This is a genomic window from Paraburkholderia terrae, from assembly GCF_002902925.1.
GTDB lineage: Bacteria > Pseudomonadota > Gammaproteobacteria > Burkholderiales > Burkholderiaceae > Paraburkholderia > Paraburkholderia terrae.
The window spans coordinates 2,285,321-2,310,320 of sequence record NZ_CP026112.1 but is presented as its reverse complement, the minus strand read 5'-3'; the positions used below and the strand labels follow the sequence as shown (position 1 = coordinate 2,310,320).

Below are 25,000 nucleotides of genomic sequence, written 5' to 3'. Positions count from 1 at the left end.
GCGTTGCCCATGCCGCGAAAACCTTGCCACACAAGGCTTTCCGCGTTCTTCGCGTACACGTCGAGCGATTGGCATAGCTGTTGCAGTAATGCTCGTCACACGAAACGGCTTTGCATGCGACACGCAAACCGCTTTCGACAAACACAACGGAGACAAGCCAGTGGCATCGCCTATCACCGTCGGCGTGATTGCGAACCCCGCGTCGGGTCGCGACATTCGCCGCCTCACGACGCACGCGTCCGTGTTCCCCACAGCCGAAAAGGCCAACATGGTCGTGCGTCTGATCGCGGGACTCGGCGCGCTTGGCGTCGATCGCGTGCTGACGCTGCGCGATCGTACGGGCGTTGCTGCGCTGCTGCTGCGCGCAATCGACACGCACGCGGCGACGGGCACGGCCGAGCGCTGGCCCGAAGTCGAATTTATCGATCTGCCCATCACCGATAGCGTCACCGATACGCACACCGGCACCGCGCATATGGTGCGCGAAGGTGTCGAGCTGATTGCCGTGCTCGGCGGCGACGGCACGCATCGCGCGGTGGCTGCGCATTGCGGCGGCGTGCCGCTGCTGACGCTGTCGACGGGTACTAACAACGCGTTTCCCGACATGCGCGAAGCGACCGTTGCGGGGATGGCGGGCGCATTGGTCGCGTCGGGCGTCGTGCCGCCCGATGTCGCATTGACCCGCAACAAACGGCTCGTCGTGCGTTGCGTCGCGGGGCCGAATCGCGGACGCGAAGAGATTGCACTCGTCGATGTGTGCGTGAGCCGTCAGCGCTTCGTCGGCGCGCGGGCCGTGTCGGAGCCGTCGGATATCGAGTCGCTGTTTCTCACCTTCGCCGCGCCCGATGGTATTGGCCTTTCGTCGATTGGCGGCGCGTGGGCGCCCGTCGAGCGTACCGCGCCACATGGCTTGCATCTCACGTTCGCGCTGCACGATGAACATGGTTTCGCAAATGGCGACGGTGTACCCATCTTCGCGCCCATCGCGCCCGGCCGCATCGATCAGGTGACGATGCGCACCTGCGAGCGCTTCGAGCTCGGCGACTGGCTGCCCATCGACGCGCGCCACGGCACGCTCGCATTCGACGGCGAGCGCGAGATCGAAATCGAGCGCGACGACCGTTATGAAATCTCACTCGACTGGAGCGGCCCGTTGACCGTCGATGTGAGCCGCACGCTGCGTTTCTCGGCGTCGCGTCAGTTGATGCGCGAGATGGCGGGCGCTTCGATGCGAACCCTTATGCAAACACAAGCACACGCGAAATAAAGGGAGTTCATTCAATCACGCGGAGCCCATCCGCACCCGTTGCTGTAACGATCGACATCATCAAGGAGACACACCATGTCAAATCAGTTGAGCAGGGAAAAACTGCTGGAAGCGTACCGGCTGATGCGCACCATTCGCGAGTTCGAAGAGCGCCTGCACGTCGAGTTCGCGACGGGCGAGATTCCCGGCTTCGTGCATCTGTATGCAGGCGAGGAAGCATCGGCCGTCGGCACGATACTGCATCTGAACGATCGCGACTATGTAGCGACCACGCACCGTGGCCACGGCCACTGCATCGCGAAGGGCGTCGACGTGCATGGAATGATGGCCGAGATTTACGGCCGGCAGACGGGCGTGTGTAAGGGCAAGGGCGGCTCGATGCACATTGCCGATCTGTCGAAGGGCATGCTCGGCGCGAACGGTATCGTCGGCGCGGGCGGTCCGCTCGTATGCGGCGCGGCGCTCGCGGCCAAGCTGAAGAAAACGGGCGGCGTGGGCGTGTGCTTCTTCGGCGACGGCGCGTCGAATCAGGGGACGATTTTCGAATCGATGAACCTTGCCAGCGTGTGGCGCTTGCCGGCCATCTTCGTCGCGGAGAACAACGGCTATGCGGAAGCGACGTCTTCGACATGGTCCGTCGCGTCCGACAATATCGCGGACCGCGCAAGTGGCTTCGGCATGCCGGGCGTGATCGTCGACGGCTTCGATTTCTTCGCGGTACACGAAGCGCTGGGCGAAGCGATCGAGCGCGCGCGCGGCGGCGGTGGACCGACGCTCGTCGAAGTGAAGCTGTCGCGTTACTTCGGTCACTTCGAAGGCGATGCGCAGACGTATCGCGCGGCGGGCGAAGTGCAGAAGCTGCGCGACGAGAAGGATTGCCTGAAGCGTTTCGCAGAGCGGGTGGTGCGCGCGGAGATGTTGTCATCCGACGATCTGAGCAAGATCGATGCGGATGTGAAAGTGCTGATCGACGATTCCGTCCTGAAGGCGAAAGCCGCGCCGCTGCCGACGGAAGCCGATCTGCTGACTGACGTGTACGTGTCGTATCCGTAAATTCATTGCGATCACCTTCAATCGAACGCAGCTTCGCTGCATGGGATCGGCGTAAGGCGCTAAAGCGCCAACTCCGATCGACAGGAGACAAGACATGGCACGCAAGATCACATACTCTCAGGCAATCAACGAAGCACTGAGTCAGGAAATGGCGCGCGACGAGAGCGTCATCGTAATGGGCGAGGACAACGCGGGCGGCGCTGGCTCGCCGGGCGAACAGGACGCATGGGGCGGTGTGCTCGGCGTCACGAAAGGGCTCTTTCACAAGTATCCGGGCCGCGTGCTCGACACGCCGATTTCGGAAGGCGGCTTCATCGGCGCAGCGGTGGGCGCGGCGGCGGCGGGCATGCGTCCCGTCGCGGAGTTGATGTTCATCGACTTCATGGGCGTGTGCTTCGATCAGATCTTCAATCAGGCCGCGAAATTCCGCTACATGTTCGGTGGCAATGCCGTCACGCCCGTCGTGATCCGGACGATGCAGGGCGCGGGGTTGCGCGCTGCCGCGCAGCACTCGCAGATGCTGACATCGCTGTTCACGCATGTGCCCGGTCTCAAGGTAGTGTGCCCATCGACGCCCTATGACGCGAAAGGCCTGATGATCCAGGCGATCCGCGAGAACGATCCCGTCATCTTCTGCGAGCACAAGCTGCTGTACACCCGCGAAGGCGACGTGCCCGAAGAGATGTACGCGATTCCATTCGGCGAAGCGAACGTGGTGCGTGAAGGCGATGACGTGACCATCGTCACGTATGGGCGCATGGTGCATTACGCCACGGACGCCGCCGACCGCCTCGCGAAAGAAGGCATCAAAGCCGAGGTGATCGATCTGCGCACCACGTCGCCGCTCGATGAAGAAACGATTCTGGAAAGCCTGGAGCGCACGGGCCGCCTGGTCGTCGTCGATGAAGCGAACCCGCGTTGCTCGATCGCCACCGATATCGCCGCGCTCGCCGCGCAGAAGGCGTTTCATTCGCTGAAGGCGCCCGTCGGGATCGTCACCGCGCCGCATACGCCCACGCCTTTCTCGGGCGTGCTGGAAGACCTGTATATCCCGTCGGCGGACAAGATTGCCGCAGCCGTCAAAGCAACGCGACACTGAGCGAGGAACTGAGCAATGTCGATTCACATGATCACGATGCCCAAGTGGGGCCTGTCGATGCAGCAGGGGCAGGTCAACGGCTGGTTGAAGTCGATTGGCGACACGGTGGGGAAGGGCGACGAAGTGCTTGACGTCGAAAGCGACAAGATTGCTTCCGGTGTCGAGTGCGCGTTCAACGGCACGCTGCGCCGGCAGGTCGCGCAGGAGGGCGACACGCTGCCCGTCGGCGCGCTGCTCGGCGTGGTCGCCGATGAGCAGGAGGCGGACGCGGACATCGATGCAGCCGTCGAAGCGTTCCAGCGCGACTTCGTGCCGCTCGCCGCTGACTCCGCCGATGCAGGGCCGCAGCCGGAGAAGGCGCAGATCGGCGGGCGCACCATTCGCTATCTGAAGATGGGCGACGGCGGCACGCCGGCTGTGCTGATCCACGGGTTCGGCGGCGATCTGAACAACTGGCTGTTCAATCACGCTGACCTCGCCGCGCATCGCACGGTGTATGCGCTGGATTTGCCGGGGCATGGCGAATCGACGAAAGCGGTGGAGTCGGGCAGCGCCGATGAACTGGCCGACAGCGTGATCGCGTTTCTCGACGATCGCGGTATCGAACGCGCGCATTTGGTCGGGCATTCGATGGGCAGTCTCGTCGCGATGACGGTCGCAGCGAAAGCGCCGCAGCGTGTGGCGTCGCTTTCGCTGATCGCGGGTGCGGGTCTCGGCGACGAGATCAACCGCGAGTACATCGACGGATTCGTGTCGGGCAACAGCCGCAATACGTTGAAGCCGCATCTGACGAAACTGTTCGCCGATGGCTCGCTCGTTACGCGGCAACTTGTCGAGGATATCGTCAAGTACAAGCGGCTCGAAGGTGTGGGCGAGAGCTTGCAGAAGATCGCGGCGTCGGCGTTCAAGGATGGCGCGCAGCAGCGCAGCTATCGCGATCGCATCGAGAAGCTCGCGCCGCGTACGCTGGTGATCTGGGGCGAACTCGACCAGATCATTCCCGCTAGCCACACGCAAGGGTTGCCTGGCGATATCCGCGTGCATGTGCTGCCGGGCAAGGGGCATATGGTGCAGATGGAGTCGGCATCGGAGGTGAACCGCCTGCTCAACGACTTCTTCGGAGCCTGACGATGGAAACCGCGCCGCAGACGTCCACGCACGACAGCGTCACCGCGCTGGGACAGCACGGCCTGAGGAGCCGCGACAAGCTCGCGCGCATTCCCGTGAAGGTCGTGCCGCCCGAACCGGGCGGCGCGCTGCCGAAGCCCGCATGGCTGCGTGCAAGACCGATGATGAGCGAGACGGTGGCGGGCATGGCGTCGATACTGCGCGAGCATCGTCTGCATTCGGTGTGCGAGGAAGCGATGTGCCCGAACATCGGCGAATGCTTCGCGCAGCGCACGGCGACGTTCATGATCATGGGCGGTATCTGCACGCGGCGCTGCGCGTTCTGCGACGTCGCGCATGGAAGGCCGCTGCCGCTCGACGATGACGAACCGGCGCGGCTCGCCGATGCCGTTGCCGCGTTGGGGTTGCGGTATGTGGTGATTACGTCGGTGGATCGCGACGATCTGCGCGATGGCGGCGCGGCGCATTTTGCGCGCTGTGTTGCGCTATTGCGTGATCGCGTGCCGGGAATTCGCGTCGAGGTGTTGACGCCGGATTTTCGCGGGCGTGTCGAGCGGGCGCTCGATGCGTTGTCGGCGGCGTGGCCGGATGTCTTCAATCACAACATCGAAACGGTGCCTTCGTTGTATCGCGCGGCGCGTGCGGGCGCGGATTATCACGGGTCTTTGACGTTGCTCCGGCGGGTGAAGGAGGCGAATGCTTCAGTGGTCACGAAGTCGGGCTTGATGGTCGGGCTTGGCGAAAGCGATGGCGAACTTCTGAAGACGATGCGGGATATTCGTGCGCATGATGTGGACGTGCTGACGGTCGGGCAATATCTCGCGCCTTCGAGGTTTCATATGGCGGTTAAGCGCTATGTCACGCCGGAGACTTTTGCTGTTTATAGAGAGGAGGGGTTGAAGCTGGGGTTTCGCGAGGTCGTGTCCGGGCCGCTGGTGCGGTCTTCTTATCATGCGAATGAGACGGCGGGGTTTTGAGGGGCGATATGCCGACGAGTACGAAATTCGTGAAAACCGGATCAGCGGATTGAGGGCATTCTGATGATGCTCTGATTGATATTTAATTCGGAAAACGTAACAATAACGTGACCGGTTAGAGGCGGAGCTTTGAGTGGTCGGGCGACCATGGCAATAGCCCGGCTATATCGGTATAGAGTATTGGCACAACCCAGCCGACGGCGGGCTACCATCCAAGTGGGTTTATCCCCGCCCGCCCGAGGCTGCCTCCTGAATCACTCTCCCTTGACGTCCATTTCGTACGCGGTACTCGTCGACGCCGGATTCATCAAGCGCAAACTTGGCACGCAGGCGCGCCCGATGGATGCGGATGATTTCGAGCGGTTTATTGATCGTGTCATCACACACCGCGAGTTACAGGGCATGCGGCTCCATCGCGTCTATGTTTATGACGCAGCGCCTTTAAACTGCGTTTTGCGGCCCGATTCGACCTCGAATCGCGGCCAGTCCTTCGTATCATCGACTTCCGACCCCGGTGAGCGAGGTGAATTCTTGAGATTGCCAAATCATACGCAAGTAACGTATAATTTACTCATGGCGGCGACTTTCGTCGAACTGGCGCCTTTTCGACGGTGCCGGGAAGACTATTTGATGGACGACGAATATCGCGCACTCCAGATTGTGCTGATGCAGAACCCGGAAGCGGGAGATGTCGTCAGGGGAACGGGCGGTCTGCGCAAACTCCGTTTCGGCGACGCACGTCGTGGGAAGGGAAAACGCGGCGGGCTCAGGGTGATGTATTACTACTGGGTGAAAGGCCCGCAGTTCTGGATGTTCACGCTATACGACAAGGACGAAGTGGAAGATTTATCGTCGAAGGAGCGAGGGGTTCTCTCCGAGATGCTGAGAGAAGTCATCAAGCTTGCGGATCGATAAGCAAAGGGGTGCGACATGAAACGGAATCTGTTTGCCGAATTGACGGAAGGGCTCGATGAACTCAAGTCCGCTCACGAAGGCAAGACAACACTTCACAAGGTCAAGGTTGAGATTCGTGACAAGCTGGAAGTGACGGCTGACGAGATCCGGGCCGTCCGGGAATCCATCAACGCGTCGCAGGCGGTTATGGCGCGTCGTCTGCGCGTGAACGAGCGGACCTACCAGAATTGGGAGCAAGGGCGAGCGAAGCCGAACGCCCAGGCTGCTGTGCTGATCAGGCTGGTTGAAAAGCATCCTGAGACGATACAGATGCTCGAAACCCTATGATCTCCGCAGCAGTGACAAAAAAGCCCGCTTTGAGCGGGCTTTGCAGTATCGCGGAACATCCGGCGCAGCGCGAAAGCGTCACGCCGGAGCGGGCTCAAACACCGCCCATGCACATGTACTTGATCACGACATACTCATCGATACCGTAATGCGAGCCTTCGCGCCCAAGCCCTGACTGCTTGACGCCGCCGAACGGCGCGACTTCGTTCGAGATCGCTCCCGTATTGATGCCGACCATGCCGAACTCGAGCGCTTCTGCCACGCGCCAGATACGACCGATATCGCGGCTATAGAAATACGACGCCAGTCCGAATTCCGTGCTGTTTGCCATCTCGACCACTTCCGCATCCGACGAGAAGCGGAACAGCGGCGCGAGCGGGCCGAAGGTTTCATCGCGTGCAACTTTCATGTCCGGCGTGACATCGGCGAGCACGGTCGGTTCGAAGAAGCCGTGACCGAGCGCATGACGCTTGCCGCCCGTGACGACGCGCGCGCCTTTGCCGAGAGCGTCCTCGATATGCGATTCGACCTTGAGCACAGCCGCTTCATTGATGAGCGGGCCTTGCTGCACGCCTTGCTCGGTGCCGAAGCCGACCTTGAGCTTCGTCACGGCTGCGGCGAGTTTTTCGGCGAACGCATCGTAGACGCTGTCGTGGACGTAGAAGCGGTTCGTGCAGACGCAGGTCTGACCGCTGTTGCGGTACTTCGATGCAATTGCGCCTTCGACGGCCGCGTCGAGATCGGCGTCGTCGAACACGATGAAGGGCGCGTTGCCGCCCAGTTCCAGCGACACCTTCTTGACGGTCGGCGCGCACTGCGCCATCAGCAGACGTCCCACTGCCGTCGAACCCGTGAACGACAGCTTGCGTACGGTCGCGTTACTTGTCATTTCGCCGCCGATCGGTTTCGGGTCGCCGGTGACGATGCTGAAGATGCCGGCGGGCACGCCAGCGCGTTCGGCGAGCACGGCGAGCGCGAGCGCGGAGAGCGGGGTTGCTTCAGCGGGCTTGACGACGATCGGGCAGCCTGCGGCGAGCGCCGGTCCTACCTTGCGGGTGATCATCGCGGCGGGGAAATTCCACGGCGTGATGGCGGCGCAGACGCCGACGGGTTCCTTCGTGACGACGATGCGTTTGTCGTTCGCGACAGTGGGGATCGTGTCACCGTAAACGCGTTTGGCTTCTTCGCCGAACCATTCGAGGAACGAGGCTGCGTAGCCGATTTCGCCTTTTGCCTCGGCGAGGGGCTTGCCTTGTTCTGTGGTCAGGATTAACGCCAGGTCGTCGGCGTTCGCGAGCATCAAGTCGTTCCACTTGCGGAGGATTTCTGCGCGTTGTTTGCCGGTTTTTGCTTTCCAGGCGGGCCAGGCTTTGTTTGCCGCTTCGATGGCGCGGCGGGTTTCTTGTGCGCCCATTCGTGGCACTTGTGCGATGAGTTCGCCCGTTGCTGGGTTCAGGACCTCGAACGTTTCTTTGTTGTCGGCGTCTTGCCATTCGCCATTGAGATACGCCTTGCTTTGCAGCAGGGAAGGGTCCTTCAGTTTGCTACGCAAGTCAGTCATTTTGATTCGTCCTTTGGGGTTTTGATGTTTGCGACGCTGGTGGTTTGCTTGTTTTTTTTGCTGGCATCCGCGTTTTGTTAGCTTGCTTCAAGCGTTGCCCCTGTGCGGGGCGGCACCTACTTTTCTTTGCCGCCGCAAAGAAAAGTAGGCAAAAGAAAGCGGCTAACACCGCCAGCACTTGCGTTTGCCTGAGGGCCCCCAAAGGTTCTTACGCTTCACACGGCAACCACGTGACCCACGTTCGTTGCCAGCGCTCTTGCGGTGCGCCTCACCCGCTTCACGCACCCGCGCTTCACCACTCCGTGCCAGGGAGTCCGCCGCCGCCCAGGTGGCAAACTGTGTGTAGGCCGTAGTGCTCCACGCGCCTCACTCCGGACCGATAACGCATGCGTTCCACCCTGTAAGAGCGCCAGGCTATACGCCGCGACAACCTACACACAGTTTGCCACCTGTGCGGCACAAACCCTTCGCTGCCGCTAGCACTTCTGCGGGCGGTTGAAGCGGGTGATGCGCTTATTCAAAGCGTTGGCAACGGCCATGGGTCACGTGATTGCCGTGTGAAGCGTAAGAACCTTTGGGGGCCCTCAGGCAAACACAAGAATTAGCGGTGTTAGCCGCTTTCTTTTGCCTACTTTTCTTTGCGGCGGCAAAGAAAAGTAGGTGCCGCCCCGCACAGGGGCGACGCTTGAAGCACGCTAACAAATCGCGGATGCCAGCGCAAACACAAGCAAACCAAACCAGCATCACAACCAAACCACAAACAAAAACGGCGACTTCAAAAAAAGCCGCCGCAGGCAAAAAAAGATCAGACAGTCACGCCCACAGTTTCCTTGAGCACTTCCTCAAGAATAGAAAGCGCCTCATCAAAAACAGCATCCTGCACAGTCAGCGGGAACAAGAACCGAACAACGTTCGAATAAACCCCACAAACGAGCAGCAACAAACCACGCTCAAGAGCCCGCGTCTGCACCCGCTTGGTAAAGTCCGCATCCGCGTCGGACGTGCCGGGCTTGCAGAACTCAACGGCAACCATACCGCCAGGACCCCGCACATCAGCAATCTGCGGCACTTCCGCCTGCAACGCGGTCAACCGCGCCTTCAACTTGTCGCCAAGCAAAACAGCCCGCTCGCAGAGCTTCTCTTCATCGATGATATCGAGCACGGCAAGCGCCGAAGCCACCGCCAACGGATTACCCGCATACGTGCCGCCCAGCCCGCCGGGCGCGGCGGCATCCATCACATCGGCACGACCGACGACGCCCGACAGCGGCATCCCACCCGCCAGGCTCTTGGCCATCGTCATCAGATCAGGCACGACGTCGTAGTGATGCATCGCAAACAGCTTGCCCGTACGCGCAAACCCCGTTTGCACTTCATCGGCAATCAGCAGAATGCCGTGCTCGTTGCACAGCTTGCGCAGCGCGCGCACGAACTCGGCAGGCGCCGGATAGAAACCGCCTTCGCCTTGCACCGGCTCGAAAATGATCGCCGCAACGCGCTTCGGATCGATGTCGGCCTTGAACAGGAATTCGATCGCCTTCAGCGAATCCGCCGTCGTCACGCCGTGCAGCGGATTCGGGAACGGCGCGTGGAACACGTCAGCCGGGAACGGGCCGAAGTTCAGCTTGTACGGCGCGACTTTGCCCGTCAGCGCCATGCCCATCATCGTGCGGCCATGGAAGCCGCCCGTGAACGCGATCACGCCCGGACGGCCCGTCGCGGCGCGCGCGATCTTGATCGCGTTTTCGACGGCTTCGGCGCCCGTCGTGAAGAACGCCGTCTTCTTCGGATAGTCGCCCGGCGCGCGCTGGTTGATCTTCTCGGCTAGCTCAACGTACGACGCGTACGGCACGATCTGATAAGCCGTGTGCGTGAAGTTGTCCAGTTGTGCGCGCACAGCCTCGACGATCTTCGGATGACGGTGGCCCGTGTTGCACACCGCAATGCCCGCCGCGAAATCGATGTAGCGGCGGCCCTCGACGTCCCACAGCTCCGCATTCTCGGCGCGCGCAGCGTAGAAATCGCACATCACGCCCACGCCGCGCGGGGTGGCGGCGTCCTTGCGGCTCTTCAGTTCAGCATTCTTCACGGAGATCTCCTGTTTGGGGTTCGTTCGGGCGCTCGCGTTCATCGCAGCACATGCAGCGACTATAATCAGATTTGGCTCCAAATTTCAGAGCCATTTCGGTAAAAAATCAGGAGCCAATTCATGCGCGCGAGTGTTTTGTCCGACTGGCTGGCCCAGCGCCTGGACCGCGGCAATGGTCTGCCGATCTACCGGCAGCTGCATCGGCTGCTGCAACAGGCCATTCTGACGCGCGAACTGCCCGCTGGCAGCAAGGTGCCGTCGTCGCGGCTACTGGCCAACGAACTGGGGATCGCGCGCAATACAGTCACCCAGGTCTACGAGCAGCTCGCGCTGGAGGGCTACGTCACTTCGGCGACGGGGCGCGGCACATTTGTCGCCGATACCTCGCCGGATGAAATCGTCGGCTCGCCAGATGGACAGACTGCGCCTGTTTCCGCTCCCGTGCAGCAATTGCAGCAGGCGTTGCCTCCGCCGCATTCGAAATCGCTTCTGCACGCGCAACAGCCCGCTGCGCGCGCGCTGTCGCAGCGCGGCGCGCGGCTGATTGCGGGCGCGGGCGTGTCGAAGCGGCAGTGGGGCGCGTTCATGCCCGGCGTGCCCGATGTCACGCGCTTTCCGGCGCGCGTCTGGAGCCGCTTGCACAACAAGTACTGGCGGCGTCTGCGGCCCGATCTGCTGACCTACGCGCCCGGCGGTGGCCTGTCATTGCTGCGTCACGCGCTGGCGGACTATCTGCGCACGTCGCGCTCGGTGCGCTGCACGCCCGAGCAGATCATCATCACGACGGGCATCCATCAATCAGTCGATCTCGCCGTGCGTCTGCTATCCGATCCCGGCGACGTGATCTGGACGGAAGACCCGTGCTATTGGGGCGTGCGCAGCGTGATGCACGTATCCGGTCTCAAATCGCGCCCGATTCCCGTCGACGACGAAGGCATCAACCCGTCGCCCGACGATCTCGCGCATCCGCCGAAGCTGATCCTCGTGACGCCGTCGCATCAATACCCGCTCGGCATGGTGATGAGCCTGGCGCGTCGGCGGATGCTGCTCGAATACGCGCGGCAGAACCAGTGCTGGATCATCGAGGACGACTACGACAGCGAGTATCGCTATGGGAGCCGGCCGCTCGCTTCGCTGCAAGGGCTCGATACGGCGGGGCAGGTGATTTATGTCGGCAGCTTCGGCAAGACGCTGTTTCCGGGGCTGCGGATCGGCTATCTCGTGGTGCCCGAGGCGCTTGCAGAGAGTTTCGCGACGGCCAGCGCCGAGTTGTATCGGGAAGGACAGCTGCTGCAGCAGGCGATGCTCGCGGAGTTCATCGCCGAGGGGCATTTCACGTCGCACATCCGCAAGATGCGCACGCTGTACGGACAGCGCCGCTCGACCTTGCTCGATGCCGCCGCGCGGCGTTATGGCGATGCGTTGCCGGCTGTCGGCGGCGACGCGGGCCTGCATCTCGTGATGCAACTGCCCGAAGGCACGGATGACCGTGCCGTCGCGGCGGCTGCGCTCGAACGCAATATCGTCGTGCGTCCGTTGTCGGGGTACTACGCGCAACCGTCGAGCTCGCAGTCGGGGTTGTTGATCGGCTATGCGTGCGTGCCCGACGAGGAGATCGCGCCCGCATTCGACACGCTCGCCGATGCGATCGACGCGACGTTGCCGCTTTTCGCGTGAGCCGCGTGGACGGGCTTTACAGACGTATCAGCACGGCGCCGAGCGTGACCAGTGTGCATGCGAACACGCGGCGCGCCGTCAGCTTTTCGTGCATGAACGAGAAGCCGATCAGCACCGCGAAGATCGAGCTGAGCTCGCGCAGCGCGGAGACCATGGCGATGGGCAAATAGCGATACGCCTCGATGATGAGGCAATACGCGACCAACGCGATCACGCCCGACAGCATGCCTTTCATCATCGTTTCGCGCGACGTGAAGAGTCCTTTTGCGCCGCCGCGCCAATGCCACACGAGCAGAAATTGCGGCACGTTCCACAGCAGGTAGACCCACATGATGTAGCTGAGTCCGTTGCCCGCGACGCGCGCGCCGATTCCATCGACGACGGAATATGCCGAGATGAAAAGACCCGTGAGCAAGGCATAGGGCACGCTTTCGCCGGAGAAGCGCATGTTGCGGCGGAACGCGAGCGACACGATACCGAGCGACACCAGCGCGACGCCTGTTGCGGCGAGCGGTTTCAAGGTTTCGTGCGCGAACACGAGTGCGCCGGCGAACACCAGCAAGGGCGAGAGTCCGCGCGCGATGGGATAGATCTGTCCGAAGTCGCCGCTGCGGTAGGCGCGCACGAGTGCGAGGCAATAGCCGAATTCCAGCACCACCGATGCCGCTATGTAAGGCCATGCGGCGGGCGCGGGTAGGGGCAGGACGATCACGCCGATCGCGCTTACGGCGAGGTAGGGGATCGACATCATGCCGAGCAGCCAGATGCGGTCTTCCGCGAGGCGCAGGAATGCGTTCCAGCTCGCGTGGAGCATGGCGGATACAAGCACGAGCAGGACGATGAGGGATTCCATGGGTGTCGGGCTAAAGCCGACATTATTCCGCAGATGTGGTGTTTTGTGTTGATGTGGGGGATTTTGGGTTTTTGTCTGCGACGCTAGGGTGGCGCGGGCATTCGCTTTTGAGCCTTCGCGGTGCGGGTGGCTTGGCTGTTCTAGCCTTTGCGCTGGCATCTACGTTGTGGCTTTTCGCTGGCATCCGCGTTTTGTTAGCGTGCTTCAAGCGTCGCCCCTGTGCGGGGCGGCACCTACTTTTCTTTGCCGCCGCAAAGAAAAGTAGGCAAAAGAAAGCGGCTCACACCGCTAATTCTTGTGTTTGCCTGAGGGCCCCCAGAGGGTCTTACGCTTCACACGGCAGCATCTCTGTTCGCGTTCATTGCCAACGCTTCGAATGAGCGCCTCACCCACTTCAAGCACCCGAACAAGAGCTAGCGGCAGCGAATGGTTTGCGCCGCCCAGGTGGCAAACTGTGTGTAGGTTGTCGCGGCGTACAGGGTAGCGCTCTTACACGCTGGAACACGTGCGCTATCGGTCCGGAGTGAGGCGAGTGGAGTGCTACGGCCTACACACAGTTTGCCACCTGGGCGGCCGTGAATTATCTGGCGCGGCATGTGGCGACGCGGGCGCATGGAGCGGGTGAGGCGCCTATTCAGCGCGTTGGCAACAAGCATGAGTCACGTGATTGCCGTGTGAGGCGTAAGACCCGTTGGGGGCCCTCAGGCAAGAAGAAATGTTGGCGGTGTTAGCCGCTTTCTTTTGCCTACTTTTCTTTGCGGCGGCAAAGAAAAGTAGGTGCCGCCCCGCACAGGGGCGACGCGTGAAGCACGAAGGCATATCGCGGATGCCAGCGCACAGGCTAGAAAAACCAAACCGCGCGCCACGAAGACACAACGCGGACGCGAGCGAAAGAGCAAACAAACCAAAACGCCCGCGCCGCGAAGGCGCAAACGCGAATGCCAGCGCAAAGGCCAAAACCCCAAAAACAAACCGTCGCAGACAATACCTAAATCACCCGCTCCCGTAACCTGGCCGACACCACATCAATAACAGTAACAACAACGATGACCATCAACATAACAGCCGCCGTCTGCGAATAATTGAACGACCGAATCGACTCATAAAGCACAACCCCGATGCCCCCGGCGCCCACCATGCCTACCACCATCGCCGACCGCACATTCGATTCAAACCGATACAACGCAAAAGAAATCCACAACGGCAAAACCTGCGGCAGCACCCCATACACGATCTCATCAAGACTGCTAGCGCCCGTAGCCCGCACGCCTTCAGCGGGACGCGGATCGATAGCCTCGACGGCTTCGGCGAACAGCTTTGCCAGCACGCCCGTGGTATGCACCCACAAAGCAAGCACGCCAGCAAACGGCCCAAGCCCAACCGCGACGATGAACAGCATCGCGAACACCATCTCGTTGATCGCGCGGCACGCATCCATCAACCGCCGAACCGGCTGCACAACCCACGCAGGCGCCATGTTATGCGCCGACATCAGCCCAAACGGAATCGCGCACACGATCGACAGCGCGGTACCCCACACCGCGACCGCGAGCGTCACGCCCATTTCCTGCAAATAGGTGCGCCATTCGGTGAAGTCGGGTGGGAAGAAGTCCTTCGCGAACTGCCCCATGTTGCCCGAGTCAGTGAGCAGATCGAGCGGCCGCATGTCGGCGGCTTGCCACGACAAGCCAAGCACGCCGATCACAGCAATCCAGCCAAGCAACGAAATCCAGCTCCGCTTGCCCGCCGCCGCGGCCAGCATCTCACGCGAAGGCGTGGCCGGCGGCGTCGGGCGGTCGGCGCTCAGGTCGGCTGCGTTCATTGCTTTTGCGAGTTCAGTGCGGACAGCTTCGCATCGATGGCGGCCGTCTGCGTCTTGCGATCCGAATCCGACAGCGACGCGTCCGCTTCGATCTTCTGCTTCTGTTCGAACAGCTTGATCTGGCGAATCGGCTGCAACTGCGCATCTGTCGACGGCGCAAAGCCGCCATAGCTGAAGATGTTCGCCATCACGGCCTTTTCACGCGGGTCGGACTTCGCATAGTTGTAGAAGAACTGGCGCAGCTTTTCCTTCGTCGCGTCGGGCAGATCCTTGCGCCACACCAGCGGGTCCGACGGAATCAGCGGCGATTGCCACAGCACGCGGACCTGCGCGAAGCGGTCGGGGTGCTGTTTCTTCAGCGTCTCGAGCATCTCGGTGTTGTTCGTCGCGATGTCGATCTTGTTGTTCACGACGGCAAGCAGGTTCGCTTCGTGGCTCGACGGCAGCACCGTCTTGAACGACGTGCGCACGGGCGCGTTGTGCTGCGCGAACAGGTAGTAGCCAGGGACCAGCGTGCCCGACGTCGAGTTCGGATCGCCGAAGCCGAGCGTCACGTCCTTCGTGTTCTTGAACACGTCGTCGAGCGTCTTGAAGCGGCTGTTGACGTTCGTGATCAGCACCGAGTAGTAACCGGCGTCGCCATTCGCGTAGGTCGTCTTGCCGAATACTTCGCCATTCGAACGATCTACAGCTTCGATCGCCGACGCATTGCCGAGATACGCAACCTGCACCTTGTTGAAGCGCATGCCTTCGATGATGCCCGCGTAGTCGGTCGCGAAGAACGCCTTGATGTTCAGCCCCGTCTGCTTGTTCATGTCATCGATGAGCGGCTGCCAGCGCTGCTTGAGCACGGCCGACGAATCGGTCGAAATGATGCCGAGATTCAGGTCTTCGGCATGGGCGGCGAAGCTCGCGAATGCCGACACGGCGGCGACGCCGGCGAGCAGTGAGCGCAGAAATTTCATGAGTTCTGTTCCAGGTGAGTGAATCGGGTACAGCGTTTCTTTCCGGAAAGGGGATCAGGCCGAGCGTGCCGTGTTGAGCGGCAGCACGCGCGCGCGAGGCGCGGCGCTCCCGGCACTATCAGCGCTATCGGCCTGCTGACTGTCGTCGAGCAGCTCGCGCGCGTCGTCGCCATAGAGTTTCTGCAGAAGCGCGGGCGTGAGCGCCGCGGACGGTCCGTCGTACACGACCTTGCCGCGCCGCATCGCGATGGTGCGCTGGCAGTACTGCATCGCGATGTCGACCTGATGCAGCGAGACCAGCACCGTCAATCGATGCTCGATGTTCAGCGTCCTCAGCATCTCCATCACGCGGCGCGACGATTCTGGGTCGAGCGACGCAATCGGCTCGTCGGCGAGGATGATGCGTGCCTGCTGCACGAGCGCGCGCGCCAGCGCGGCGCGCTGCTGCTGACCGCCCGACAGGTTCGAGGCGCGCTCGCGCGCATGCTCGCCGATGCCGACTTCGTTCAATGCCGACATCGACAGCGCGCGCTCGCTGCGCGGAAAGCAACCCGTGAGACGGCGCCACAGCGGCAGGCGCGCGAGCGCGCCGATCAGCACGTTCGCTTCGACCGTCAACCGGTTCACGAGATTGAACTGCTGGAAAACGAAGCCGATGTCGCGGCGAATGCTGCGCACTTCGCGCACGATGCGGCCGTTCTGCTGGATCGGACGCCCAAGTATCGCGATCTGCGAAGGCTGCGCATCCGACACCGTGAAGCCCGCGATATGTCGCAGCAGCGTCGACTTGCCCGAGCCCGACGCGCCGATCAGCGCGACCATTTCACCCTGCTCGACGCGCAGGTCGATCTCGTCGAGCGCCTTGCGGCCGTTGCCGAATGTCTTGCTCAGGCGTTCGATGCGGATTGCTTCCATGTGTGTCCTGTCGATGACTCCGGTGCAAGCCGGAAGTTGTGGGACATTCTAGAAAGCGTCTGTGACGGTTGAGTGAAGGCGTCGCAACATCTAGACGACTACATCTTTCATCGATTCACACGGCAGCGTGCGGCGCGCCGCAGTGCCGGATCGCGCAGTGTGTCATCGATATGACAAACGCAACGGTGCGGACCACTGTCATCCATTGGCAAGCACGAAACGCTATAGTTCGAAACGTCACGCGTGAGCCGTCTCCAATAACCTCACACCACAACCGGCGCAGCCCATGCAGGCTCTGAGCTTTTTGCCCGATACGTTCACGGAGTACGAAGAACTGCAGGCGATTCTCGAGGTCGGCAGCGGCAGCTTCGAGATTCATTCCGTGTGCGAAACGCAGGTGCGCGGCAGGACGTTTGCCGTGCAGACGGCGAGCATCGGCTCGCGCGATCCGCGGGCGCCCGCGATCGGTTTCTTCGGCGGCATACACGGGCTCGAGCGGATCGGCACGCAGCTCGTGCTCGACTACATGCGCGCGCTGCTCGGACGGCTCGAATGGGACGAACTGCTGGTGCGCCAGCTTCAGTCGATCCGCCTGATTTTCGTCCCGATCGTCAATCCAGGCGGAATGTGGGCCGCGACGCGCGCCAATCCGAACGGTGTCGATCTGATGCGTAACGCGCCGCAGGACGCCGAAGAGCGGGTGCCTTTGCTCGCGGGTGGACAGCGGGTCGGTTCGTGGCTGCCGTGGTATCGCGGGCGGCGCGGCGCGCCGATGGAAGCGGAGGCGGACGCGCTGTTGCGCGTCGTCGCGGATGAGCTGGCGGCGCGGCCGCTGTCGTTCGCGCTCGATTGCCATTCGGGCTACGGCTGGAGCGACAGCATCTGGTTCCCGTACGCGAAGACACGTCGCCCGATGCCGCATCTGCCGGAAATGTACGCGCTGAAGACGATGTTCGAGCGCGCGCATCCGCACCACGGCTACATGTTCGAGCCGCAGAGCCATCAGTATCTGCTGCACGGCGACCTGTGGGACTGCGCGTACGACCGCGCGCCGCCGCCCAACATCTTTCTGCCGATGACGCTCGAACTGGGCTCGTGGCTATGGATCAAGAAAAACCCCCGGCAGATCTTTTCACGCCAGGGCATGTTCAACCCGCTGAAAGCGCACCGCACCGCGCGCGTATTGCGGCGCCACGCGAACCTGCTCGATTTTCTGACACGCGCCGCTTACGCGTCGCAGCGCTGGCTGCCGCAAGGCAGCCGCCGCGAGCAGTTGCTCGAAAGCGCGACGGAACTCTGGTACAAGCCAGGCAAAACATGAGTACGTGGATCCTGTTGCGCGGTCTGACGCGCGAGGCACGGCACTGGGGCGCATTGCCCGACATGTTGCGCGCGGCGCTGGACGGCACGCCGCAAAGCGCATCAGTCGCGCACGCCGTGCCCACTCGCGTGCTGACCATCGACCTGCCCGGCAACGGCGAATATGCGGACCTGCGCGCGCCGCTGGATGTCGCCGGGATGGTCGACTTCGTGCGCGCGGCGGCGCGCGCCAGCGGCGCGGCGGGGCCGTATTGCGTGCTGGCGATGTCGCTGGGCGGCATGGTCGCGACCTGCTGGGCGCAGCGTCATCCCGCCGAGATCGCGCGGCTTGTGCTGATCAACACCAGCATGCGGCCGTTCAGCCGCTTCGACGAACGGCTGCGCCCGCAGGCGTGGCCGGGGCTGGCGCGCATTGCCTCGCACTGGCGCGACGCGCGTGCCGCGGAAGAGACGATTCATCGCCTGACCTGCAATCAGCGTGACACGGTCGACGCCGATCTGCAGGAATGGATCGCGATCCGCGAGAGCGCGCCCGTCAGCCGGGCGAACGCGCTGCGTCAGTTGCTCGCGGCCGCGCGCTTCAGCGCCGGGCGGCAGCGGCCACCGTGCGCGACGCTGGTGTTGTCGTCGCGGGAAGACGGGCTGGTCGATCCCGCGTGCTCAGCGGCGCTGGCCGCGGCGTGGAGCGCCGATCACTGGCGGCACGCATGGGCCGGCCACGATTTGCCGCACGACGATCCCGTGTGGACCGTCGAACGCATCGGCGCCTGGCTAGTGCAGCCGACCGTCGATCCAGACCTCGAAAATGAGCAATCCGATTTAACCGACGAATAATCGATAATTAAATGTCTCATTAAGTTTTAAACACGAAGAAAACACGCATCATTGATGCACTGCATTAGTGCAGCGCAATATCTCCGCATTGCCTTTAGCAGTAAAGTTGTGCGGGCTCTGATTTTAGTGGACATGCATCGTGATTAATGGCAAATTGGTGCTGCGCGCCATTAACATGCGATAATTGAATGGGGTTCGGTGCATTTAGGTACATACTGAAATTGTAAAATAATTCCGCATACGGTTCGGGAGTGCGGAAATTCTTGCGGAAGAAGGCTGGGTGCGGCTTGCAAGGTCGTAAACGATACGTTTTTTTACGCCACCAATGCGCTGTGTGTCGCCAGCGCCAATCTGGCGCAAACCCATGGTGCGCAAGGCCACTAACGGCCTTTATCGAAGAATCGCGGGGGTTCCGGGGTGGATTATCCTGGCACTCAAGAATCGCGCCCGTCAAAAAAGAAACGTTTTTAAAATCTCGGGTTTCTTCTTAGTATTGTTCGCTAATCGTTTGAATTAAAAGCGATTGTAAAACCCCTCATTTTGGGAAACCGGTGCAATGCCGGTTTATGCGTTTCAAACGCGAAACATAAAACGTAGGTAATTACCCTCATCTTTCCATCCCGCATCACGGGAAATGTGAAATTTCTTTATATTTCAATGCCTTACATGCATGGCATCGCCTATGCGACACGGCGAGCCGGATTGGTGCAGTCTGCCAGCCCGCCCCCCATCTCCTCCAGGAGGATTCCATGCGCAAAACTCTACTGGCGTCCGCAGCAGTCATCGCCTTGGGCTGCAGCGGCTACGCAATGGCAAACCCATGCAGTGATAGCGATTCATCCTGCAACCAGAAGTCATACAGCGGGAGCAACACATCGACAAACTCGGCGACATCCGCTCAAACCAGCACCACGGGCAACAACGCAAATGAAATTACGACGGGTGCGAGGGTCGCGCAAGATTCGTTCAACAGCACCAAGATCGTCGCAGTGAGCCGTCTGTCCGGGTCTGTATCGGGCGTAAGCGTTTATGGCATTGGCAACCATGCCTATAACGACGGCAATGCGAACGGCGGACGCGGCGGCAGCGGCGCGAAAGGCATAGGCGGCAAGGGTGGCAGTGCATTGGCGATCGGCGGCGACGGCGGCTACGGCGGCAATGGCGGCAAGGCCATAGCTGGCGACGGCGGCAACTCCAGGGCATCGGCTGGCGATGGCGGCAACGCCAAGGCCTATGCCGGCGACGGCGGCAATTCCAAGGCCTACGGTGGCAAGGGCTCTGGTAGTGGCGGCGACGCATGGGCCAAGGGCGGCAGCGCGTACGCTGGATCGGCAGCGGCAGGCGGCGACGGACACGGCTCCGGCAAGGGCGCAGGTCTCGCGCTCGGTGCGGGCGCTGGGCTCGCAGGCAGCGGCGATGTGCACTCGAAGGCCAATGGCGGTGGCGGCAGCGCATCGTCGGCGAGCGGCGCAGCGACGGGCACGGGTACGGGCACGGCAACGGCGAGCGGCTCGGGCACGGGTACGGGCACGGGCGGCGCAGGCACGTCTGGCGCAGCAACGGCTACGGCTGGAACGGGCACCGCTACGGGCGGCGCAGGCACAGGCTCAGGCGGCGCAGCGACGTCGACGGCAGGTGCAGGCGGCGCAGCGACGGCTACGGCAGGTGCAGGCGGCACGGCTGGCTCGACGGCCGGTAACGGCGGCGATGCAGCGGGCGGCGCAGGCGGTGCAGGCGGCGCAGGCGCAGCAGCCACGGCGACGGCAGCGGCCGGCGGCGCGGGCACGGGCGGCGCAGGCGCTGCAGGCGGTGCAGGTGGCGCGATCGGCGTCGGCACGGGTGACTTCAGCATGGCCAACACCATGACGAGCGTCGCTCAGTCGGCAGCCGGCATTCTGGTCGCGAACCAGAACAGCGGCATGGCATCGCTGGTGCAACAGGCCGTCACCGTTCAGGCAAACCTGAGCGTTGGCCGTTAATCCAATAGGAGGCTTTCATGCGTAAGACACTTTTGGCATCAGCAGCCATCGTCGCGCTGGGCTTTAGCGGCTATGCGATGGCCAACCCCTGCGCGAATGGCGACTACTCGTGCAACCAGAAGTCGGGCAGTGGCGATAACTCCCTGTCGAACACGGCGTCGTCGACCCAAGGCAGCACGACGGGCAACAACGTCAACGAAGTGACGGGACACTCGAAGGTCTCGCAGGACTCATGGAACAACACGAAGACAGTGGCCGTCAGCAAGCTTGACGGCACCGTGAGCCATGTGAGGGTCACTGGCATCGGCAATGTCGCGACCAACTACGGCAACGTCAATGGCGGCAAGGGCGGCGACGGCGCCAAGGGCATCGGCGGCAAGGGCGGAAGCGCCGGCGCTGGCGGTGGCTATGGCGGCGACGGCGGCAATGGCGGTCGCGCCATTGCCGGCGACGGCGGCTGGTCGAAGGCATCGGGTGGCGATGGCGGCTACGCGAAGGCGTCGGGCGGCGATGGCGGCTGGTCGAAGGCATCCGGCGGCAAGGGCTACGGCAGCGGCGGTGACGCTGGCGCGAAGGGCGGCAGTGCAGGAGCAGGCACGCTTGCCTACGGCGGCTACGGCAGCGGCAAGGGCGCGGCAGTCGGCGCTGGAGCGGGTCTCGGGCTTGGCGCAGCCGGCAGCGGCGATCTGTCCTCACGTGCGGGCGGCGGCGGCGGCACGGCCACCTCGAACAGCGGCGCAGCGTCGGGCTCGGGCAGCGGCTCGGGCAGCGGCACGGCAACCGCTTCGGGTAGCGGCACGGGCGGCGCAGCCACGGCTGGCGCGGCGACCGCGACGGGCGGCGCAGCGACGGCATCGGGCGGCGCAGGCTCGGGCACGGGCGGCGCGGCGACGTCGACGGCAGGTGCAGGCGGCGCAGGCACGGCGTCAGCGGGTGACGGCGGCGCAGCGACGTCGACGGCTGGCAATGGCGGCGCAGCAACGGGCGGAGCAGGTGCAGCGGGTGGTGCAGGCGGTGCGGCGACGGCTTCGGCTGGAGCCGGTGCAGCAGGCACAGGTGGCGCAGGCGGTGCAGGCGGCGCTGGTGGAACCGTCACGATGACGACGGGCTCATTCGACATGTCGAACAACATGGCGAGCGCGGCTCAGTCGGCAGCTGGCGTGATGGTTCTGAACCAGAACAGCGGTATGGCGTCGCTCGTACAGCAGGCTGTCACAGTGCAGGCAAACCTGGCTGTCGGCCGCTAACTGACGTGAAGGACAGTTAGCGTCGATAAGTCGTTGTGTGATGTGCCGTGGGGCGTTCGCGCTCCACGGCTCCTGTTCCATCGTTCCGGCGCACGGGGTAGGCGCGCTGGGCGAAGGTCGCACAAATCGCACCTCGCCGGACGCTGCCGCGCGCGCCGCAAGGCCGTTGCAGCACGGATCGGCGAAGCACCAGGAGACAACCATGCAGGCGTTCAAACGCATTGCGAAGGTGGTACTGCCTGTCGTTATCGGACTGCCTTGCTTTGCAGCCTATGTTTTTGCCGGCGAACTGCGTTCTCCCGTGCAAGCGGATACGTCGATCGCTCCCGTTGTGTCAGCCGCTCCCAACGTGAGTGCGCTGAAGGCCCCGACAGCTGCCGCATCCCCTGCACCGGCGCCCGCCGACGCGACCTTCGGTGTCGCGATGTCGGCCGAGCAGCTCGATGCGCATCGCGGCGGCGAAGCCGTCTTCAACGACATGAACCTGCGCGGCACGGTCGCGAACAATACCGCGCGCAACGTGGACACCGGGTCGAACATGATCACGGGTGGCTCGTTCTCGAACGCGAGCGGCTTGCCGACCGTGATACAGAACACGGGCGCGAACGTGCTGATCCAGAACGCGACGATCGTCAACGTGCGCTTCGGGGAATGAGCGATGAAACTTCATGGAGCCCTTCAGGGAACCTTTCATGGAGCCTTTCATGGAGCCGCGTGGCTGCTTGCGTGCGCGTTGACGGCGGCAACCCCGGCGCGCGCCGACCCCATTACGATCTACGAGCCGTCGGGCGCCGGTTACGCGATGCACGTCACGAGCCTGAAAGAGGCTCGCTTCAAGCGCACCATCAAGCAGCAGTTCGACTTCAGTTGCGGGTCCGCTGCCGTGGCGACGCTGCTCACGTTTCAATACAACTATCCGGTGAGCGAGCAGACCGCATTCCAGGAGATGTTCGAGAACGGCGATCAGGCGAAGATCCGCACTGAGGGCTTCTCGTTGCTCGACATCAAGCGCTTTCTCGAGCGGCGCGGGTTTATCGCGGACGGTTATGAGCTGCCGCTGCAAAAGCTCGTCGAAACCAACACGCCCGCGATCGTGCTGATCAGCGAAAGCGGCTATCACCATTTTGTCGTGGTGAAAGGGTTGAAGAACGACCGCGTGCTGATCGGCGATCCCGCAACAGGCACGCGTCCCATGCCGTTGAAGAGTTTCCAGGCGAAATGGGAAGACCAGGTCCTGTTCGTCATCCATAACAAACCTGGCGTCGGGGTCTTCAACGATCCCGTCGACTGGCGAGTCGCGCCGCCCGCGCCGCTCTATACGGGCGTCAATCGCGATGGTCTGTTCTTCACCGTCATGCCGAAGCATGGCGCGAGTGATTTCTGAGGGCCATCATGAGAACCGAGACCCGAAAACTCGCCGGCATTGCCACGATGGTATGTGGTTCGATGGTGACGTTCGGCGCACACGCGTTCGAACAGGGCGCGCCTGCCGCGGCGCCGGTGGTCGCGCCGGATGTCGCGGGCGCAGCGGTCGAGCCGTTGGTGTTGCGCGACGCGGCGCCTTTGGCGGATGCGACGGATGCCATTACGCAGGCTGTCGTCGATGCATTGTCCACGCAAAAGCCGCGCGCATTTTCCGACGATGGCGACGCCGATGGCATGCGTCACGCGCCCGTGTCGTACGCGGCGCCGATTGCCGTCGCGACACCGCGCCAGGAATCTGCTGACGAAGCGGATAGCGCGGCAAAGCAGGATACGAATGACGAAGCGAGCCGCGTAACGAACGAAGCCGTCATCAACGAAGCGCTGTATGCAGTCGATGCTTCGTCGACGCCGTCTTCGTCTTCGTCTCCGCAAGAAAACGATGTGCTCGCACAGCGCGATGCGGTTGAACACCAGGATGCGGCCGACGTAACCGCGGCCGTAGCGCCCGCAGCGCCCGCACTCGCGCAAGAAGCCGAAGCGCCCGTCAAACCGCTTCCGGTGTCGTATGCGGCACCGATCGCGGTTGCCGCGCGCAAAGGTGAAAACACTGAAAAGACCGAAAAGGCCGAAGCGCCACGCGCACAGCAGGTAGAAGAACGCGCGCAAGCGCAATTGATGCGGCATGAACAACTGACTCTCGATGCAACGCCGACACCGCCCCCCGTGTCGCCCGCGCATGAAGCGCCGGTTGCGAATGAACGCGTGATCGTCAAGCCGCCGGTTTCGTATGCGAGGCCCATTGCCGTGCCTGTTTCGCAGACGGCAAAGAGCGTGCAGAACGATTCGACGGCTTCGACAAATACATCGGTGCAAACAGCCGAGCAACCGCAGATCAAAGAACGCGCCGCGCCGCCCGCGCAGGCACAGGTCAAAGCGCCGCTTTCGTATGCGGCGCCCATTGCCGTGCCTCAAGCGTCGCGCAACGACACGCCCCCCGACCGCGGTCACGAAGTCAAAGCAAGAGCGGACACAGAAGATCCGAACTGGTCATCGAAAACGACAGTCGCCATCAGCGAAGAAAAACTCGACACGATGCGCGGCGGCTTCGATGTGGCAAACGGCCTGAAGATCTCGTTCGGTGTGTCGAGGATGGCAGTCGTGAACGGCAATCTCGTCACGCAGACCAGCTTCAACATTCCGGACCTGAGCAACATGACGACGCAGCAGGCACAATCGCTCGCCGCGGCGAACATCGGGTCGCTGCTGCAAAACGGTGGCGGCAATATAGCGCAGCAGGGCTCGGTGCAGGGCCTGTCGGGCGCGGTGATCCAGAACACGCTCAGCAACCAGAACATTCAGGCGCTGACGACGATCAATGCATCGGTCAATTCGTTGGGGTTATTCAAGAGCATGAATCTGGGCGCGACCTTGAACAATGCATTGATGAATTCAGTCCGGCCCAGATAGAAGCCTGAAAAAAGAAACTCGCGACGCTGGGGAGGCGTCGCGAGTTTTTGTTTCGATAGAGACGTTGCGAGGGAACCAGG

At 62.5% G+C, this 25,000-nt stretch carries 21 protein-coding genes; 15 read left to right on the top strand and 6 right to left on the bottom strand.

Going from position 1 to position 25,000, the window contains the following annotated elements; genetic code table 11:
* Positions 1–160 precede the first annotated feature (160 nt).
* The 7 genes from C2L65_RS26560 (at position 161) to C2L65_RS26530 (ending at position 6,766) form a co-directional block, all read left to right on the top strand.
* Positions 161–1,267, top strand: coding sequence for an ATP-NAD kinase family protein (locus C2L65_RS26560; protein ID WP_042316672.1), 1,107 nt, complete (start codon positions 161–163; stop codon positions 1,265–1,267).
* Between the two features lie 75 nt (positions 1,268–1,342).
* The gene (locus C2L65_RS26555; protein ID WP_042316654.1) at positions 1,343–2,320 is read left to right on the top strand and encodes a thiamine pyrophosphate-dependent dehydrogenase E1 component subunit alpha; all 978 of its coding nucleotides are present in this window, start codon (positions 1,343–1,345) and stop codon (positions 2,318–2,320) included.
* A 94-nt stretch (positions 2,321–2,414) separates the two neighbouring features.
* The gene (locus tag C2L65_RS26550) at positions 2,415–3,419 is read left to right on the top strand and encodes an alpha-ketoacid dehydrogenase subunit beta (RefSeq protein WP_042316651.1); all 1,005 of its coding nucleotides are present in this window, start codon (positions 2,415–2,417) and stop codon (positions 3,417–3,419) included.
* 15 nt (positions 3,420–3,434) lie between these two features.
* Positions 3,435–4,547, top strand: a complete 1,113-nt coding sequence (locus tag C2L65_RS26545; protein WP_042316649.1) for an acetoin dehydrogenase dihydrolipoyllysine-residue acetyltransferase subunit — start codon at positions 3,435–3,437, stop codon at positions 4,545–4,547.
* A gap of 2 nt (positions 4,548–4,549) precedes the next feature.
* The gene (gene lipA, locus C2L65_RS26540; protein WP_042316646.1) at positions 4,550–5,524 is read left to right on the top strand and encodes a lipoyl synthase; all 975 of its coding nucleotides are present in this window, start codon (positions 4,550–4,552) and stop codon (positions 5,522–5,524) included.
* Positions 5,525–5,788: 264 nt separating this feature from the next.
* Entirely contained in the window at positions 5,789–6,439 is a 651-nt protein-coding gene (locus C2L65_RS47210) for a hypothetical protein (RefSeq protein WP_345789566.1), read from the top strand.
* Positions 6,440–6,454: 15 nt separating this feature from the next.
* On the top strand, positions 6,455–6,766 hold the full coding sequence (locus C2L65_RS26530) for a helix-turn-helix domain-containing protein (RefSeq protein ID WP_042316643.1): 312 nt from the start codon (positions 6,455–6,457) through the stop codon (positions 6,764–6,766).
* 94 nt (positions 6,767–6,860) lie between these two features.
* Here C2L65_RS26530 and C2L65_RS26525 read toward each other — a convergent pair whose 3' ends face one another.
* A complete protein-coding gene (locus C2L65_RS26525) occupies positions 6,861–8,327 on the bottom strand; it encodes an NAD-dependent succinate-semialdehyde dehydrogenase (protein ID WP_042316640.1) in 1,467 nt (488 codons plus the stop codon).
* 805 nt (positions 8,328–9,132) lie between these two features.
* On the bottom strand, positions 9,133–10,416 hold the full coding sequence (locus tag C2L65_RS26515) for a 4-aminobutyrate--2-oxoglutarate transaminase (protein ID WP_042306565.1): 1,284 nt from the start codon (positions 10,414–10,416) through the stop codon (positions 9,133–9,135).
* 120 nt (positions 10,417–10,536) lie between these two features.
* Here C2L65_RS26515 and pdxR point away from each other — a divergent pair, with 120 nt between their 5' ends.
* Positions 10,537–12,093, top strand: coding sequence for a MocR-like pyridoxine biosynthesis transcription factor PdxR (gene pdxR, locus C2L65_RS26510; protein ID WP_042306564.1), 1,557 nt, complete (start codon positions 10,537–10,539; stop codon positions 12,091–12,093).
* A gap of 16 nt (positions 12,094–12,109) precedes the next feature.
* Here the strand turns inward: pdxR and C2L65_RS26505 are convergent, their stop codons facing one another.
* The 4 genes from C2L65_RS26505 to phnC all read right to left on the bottom strand — a co-directional run bounded on the left by C2L65_RS26505 (position 12,110) and on the right by phnC (position 16,648).
* Entirely contained in the window at positions 12,110–12,946 is an 837-nt protein-coding gene (locus C2L65_RS26505) for a DMT family transporter (RefSeq protein ID WP_042306563.1), read from the bottom strand.
* A gap of 988 nt (positions 12,947–13,934) precedes the next feature.
* The gene (phnE, locus tag C2L65_RS26500) at positions 13,935–14,768 is read right to left on the bottom strand and encodes a phosphonate ABC transporter, permease protein PhnE (protein WP_081920857.1); all 834 of its coding nucleotides are present in this window, start codon (positions 14,766–14,768) and stop codon (positions 13,935–13,937) included.
* Positions 14,765–15,733: a phosphonate ABC transporter substrate-binding protein gene (gene phnD, locus C2L65_RS26495; protein ID WP_042306540.1), complete on the bottom strand. Its 969-nt coding sequence runs from the start codon at positions 15,731–15,733 to the stop codon at positions 14,765–14,767. Before phnD ends, phnE begins: the two co-directional genes overlap by 4 nt.
* A 54-nt stretch (positions 15,734–15,787) precedes the next feature.
* Complete coding sequence (gene phnC, locus C2L65_RS26490) at positions 15,788–16,648, bottom strand: phosphonate ABC transporter ATP-binding protein (RefSeq protein WP_042306539.1); 861 nt, start codon at positions 16,646–16,648, stop codon at positions 15,788–15,790.
* A 286-nt stretch (positions 16,649–16,934) separates the two neighbouring features.
* Between phnC and C2L65_RS26485 the strand changes: the two genes are divergently transcribed.
* The 7 genes from C2L65_RS26485 (at position 16,935) to C2L65_RS26455 (ending at position 24,920) form a co-directional block, all read left to right on the top strand.
* On the top strand, positions 16,935–17,969 hold the full coding sequence (locus C2L65_RS26485) for a M14 family zinc carboxypeptidase (protein WP_042306538.1): 1,035 nt from the start codon (positions 16,935–16,937) through the stop codon (positions 17,967–17,969).
* Positions 17,966–18,802 carry an alpha/beta fold hydrolase gene (locus C2L65_RS26480; protein ID WP_042306537.1) on the top strand — a complete coding sequence of 279 codons (837 nt, stop codon included), beginning with the start codon at positions 17,966–17,968 and terminating at the stop codon, positions 18,800–18,802. Before C2L65_RS26485 ends, C2L65_RS26480 begins: the two co-directional genes overlap by 4 nt.
* Before the next feature lie 749 nt (positions 18,803–19,551).
* The gene (locus C2L65_RS26475; protein ID WP_042306536.1) at positions 19,552–20,781 is read left to right on the top strand and encodes a hypothetical protein; all 1,230 of its coding nucleotides are present in this window, start codon (positions 19,552–19,554) and stop codon (positions 20,779–20,781) included.
* Positions 20,782–20,798: 17 nt separating this feature from the next.
* Positions 20,799–22,028, top strand: coding sequence for a hypothetical protein (locus C2L65_RS26470; RefSeq protein WP_042306535.1), 1,230 nt, complete (start codon positions 20,799–20,801; stop codon positions 22,026–22,028).
* Positions 22,029–22,230: 202 nt separating this feature from the next.
* Positions 22,231–22,683: a hypothetical protein gene (locus C2L65_RS26465; protein WP_042306561.1), complete on the top strand. Its 453-nt coding sequence runs from the start codon at positions 22,231–22,233 to the stop codon at positions 22,681–22,683.
* 3 nt (positions 22,684–22,686) lie between these two features.
* Complete coding sequence (locus C2L65_RS26460; RefSeq protein ID WP_042306534.1) at positions 22,687–23,412, top strand: C39 family peptidase; 726 nt, start codon at positions 22,687–22,689, stop codon at positions 23,410–23,412.
* Positions 23,413–23,420: 8 nt separating this feature from the next.
* Complete coding sequence (locus C2L65_RS26455; RefSeq protein WP_042306533.1) at positions 23,421–24,920, top strand: ribonuclease E domain-containing protein; 1,500 nt, start codon at positions 23,421–23,423, stop codon at positions 24,918–24,920.
* The last annotated feature ends 80 nt before the right edge of the window (positions 24,921–25,000 follow it).

What these genes read in the sequence shown, in the direction of transcription:
- C2L65_RS26555 (WP_042316654.1), top strand. Translation starts at nt 1,343, where the DNA reads ATGTCAAATCAGTTGAGCAGGGAAAAACTGCTGGAAGCGTACCGGCTG.
- C2L65_RS26550 (WP_042316651.1), top strand. Translation starts at nt 2,415, where the DNA reads ATGGCACGCAAGATCACATACTCTCAGGCAATCAACGAAGCACTGAGT.
- C2L65_RS26545 (WP_042316649.1), top strand. Translation starts at nt 3,435, where the DNA reads ATGTCGATTCACATGATCACGATGCCCAAGTGGGGCCTGTCGATGCAG.
- lipA (WP_042316646.1), top strand. Translation starts at nt 4,550, where the DNA reads ATGGAAACCGCGCCGCAGACGTCCACGCACGACAGCGTCACCGCGCTG.
- C2L65_RS26530 (WP_042316643.1), top strand. Translation starts at nt 6,455, where the DNA reads ATGAAACGGAATCTGTTTGCCGAATTGACGGAAGGGCTCGATGAACTC.
- C2L65_RS26525 (WP_042316640.1), bottom strand. Translation starts at nt 8,327, where the DNA reads ATGACTGACTTGCGTAGCAAACTGAAGGACCCTTCCCTGCTGCAAAGC.
- pdxR (WP_042306564.1), top strand. Translation starts at nt 10,537, where the DNA reads ATGCGCGCGAGTGTTTTGTCCGACTGGCTGGCCCAGCGCCTGGACCGC.
- C2L65_RS26505 (WP_042306563.1), bottom strand. Translation starts at nt 12,946, where the DNA reads ATGGAATCCCTCATCGTCCTGCTCGTGCTTGTATCCGCCATGCTCCAC.
- phnE (WP_081920857.1), bottom strand. Translation starts at nt 14,768, where the DNA reads ATGAACGCAGCCGACCTGAGCGCCGACCGCCCGACGCCGCCGGCCACG.
- phnD (WP_042306540.1), bottom strand. Translation starts at nt 15,733, where the DNA reads ATGAAATTTCTGCGCTCACTGCTCGCCGGCGTCGCCGCCGTGTCGGCA.
- phnC (WP_042306539.1), bottom strand. Translation starts at nt 16,648, where the DNA reads ATGGAAGCAATCCGCATCGAACGCCTGAGCAAGACATTCGGCAACGGC.
- C2L65_RS26485 (WP_042306538.1), top strand. Translation starts at nt 16,935, where the DNA reads ATGCAGGCTCTGAGCTTTTTGCCCGATACGTTCACGGAGTACGAAGAA.
- C2L65_RS26480 (WP_042306537.1), top strand. Translation starts at nt 17,966, where the DNA reads ATGAGTACGTGGATCCTGTTGCGCGGTCTGACGCGCGAGGCACGGCAC.
- C2L65_RS26475 (WP_042306536.1), top strand. Translation starts at nt 19,552, where the DNA reads ATGCGCAAAACTCTACTGGCGTCCGCAGCAGTCATCGCCTTGGGCTGC.
- C2L65_RS26470 (WP_042306535.1), top strand. Translation starts at nt 20,799, where the DNA reads ATGCGTAAGACACTTTTGGCATCAGCAGCCATCGTCGCGCTGGGCTTT.
- C2L65_RS26465 (WP_042306561.1), top strand. Translation starts at nt 22,231, where the DNA reads ATGCAGGCGTTCAAACGCATTGCGAAGGTGGTACTGCCTGTCGTTATC.
- C2L65_RS26460 (WP_042306534.1), top strand. Translation starts at nt 22,687, where the DNA reads ATGAAACTTCATGGAGCCCTTCAGGGAACCTTTCATGGAGCCTTTCAT.
- C2L65_RS26455 (WP_042306533.1), top strand. Translation starts at nt 23,421, where the DNA reads ATGAGAACCGAGACCCGAAAACTCGCCGGCATTGCCACGATGGTATGT.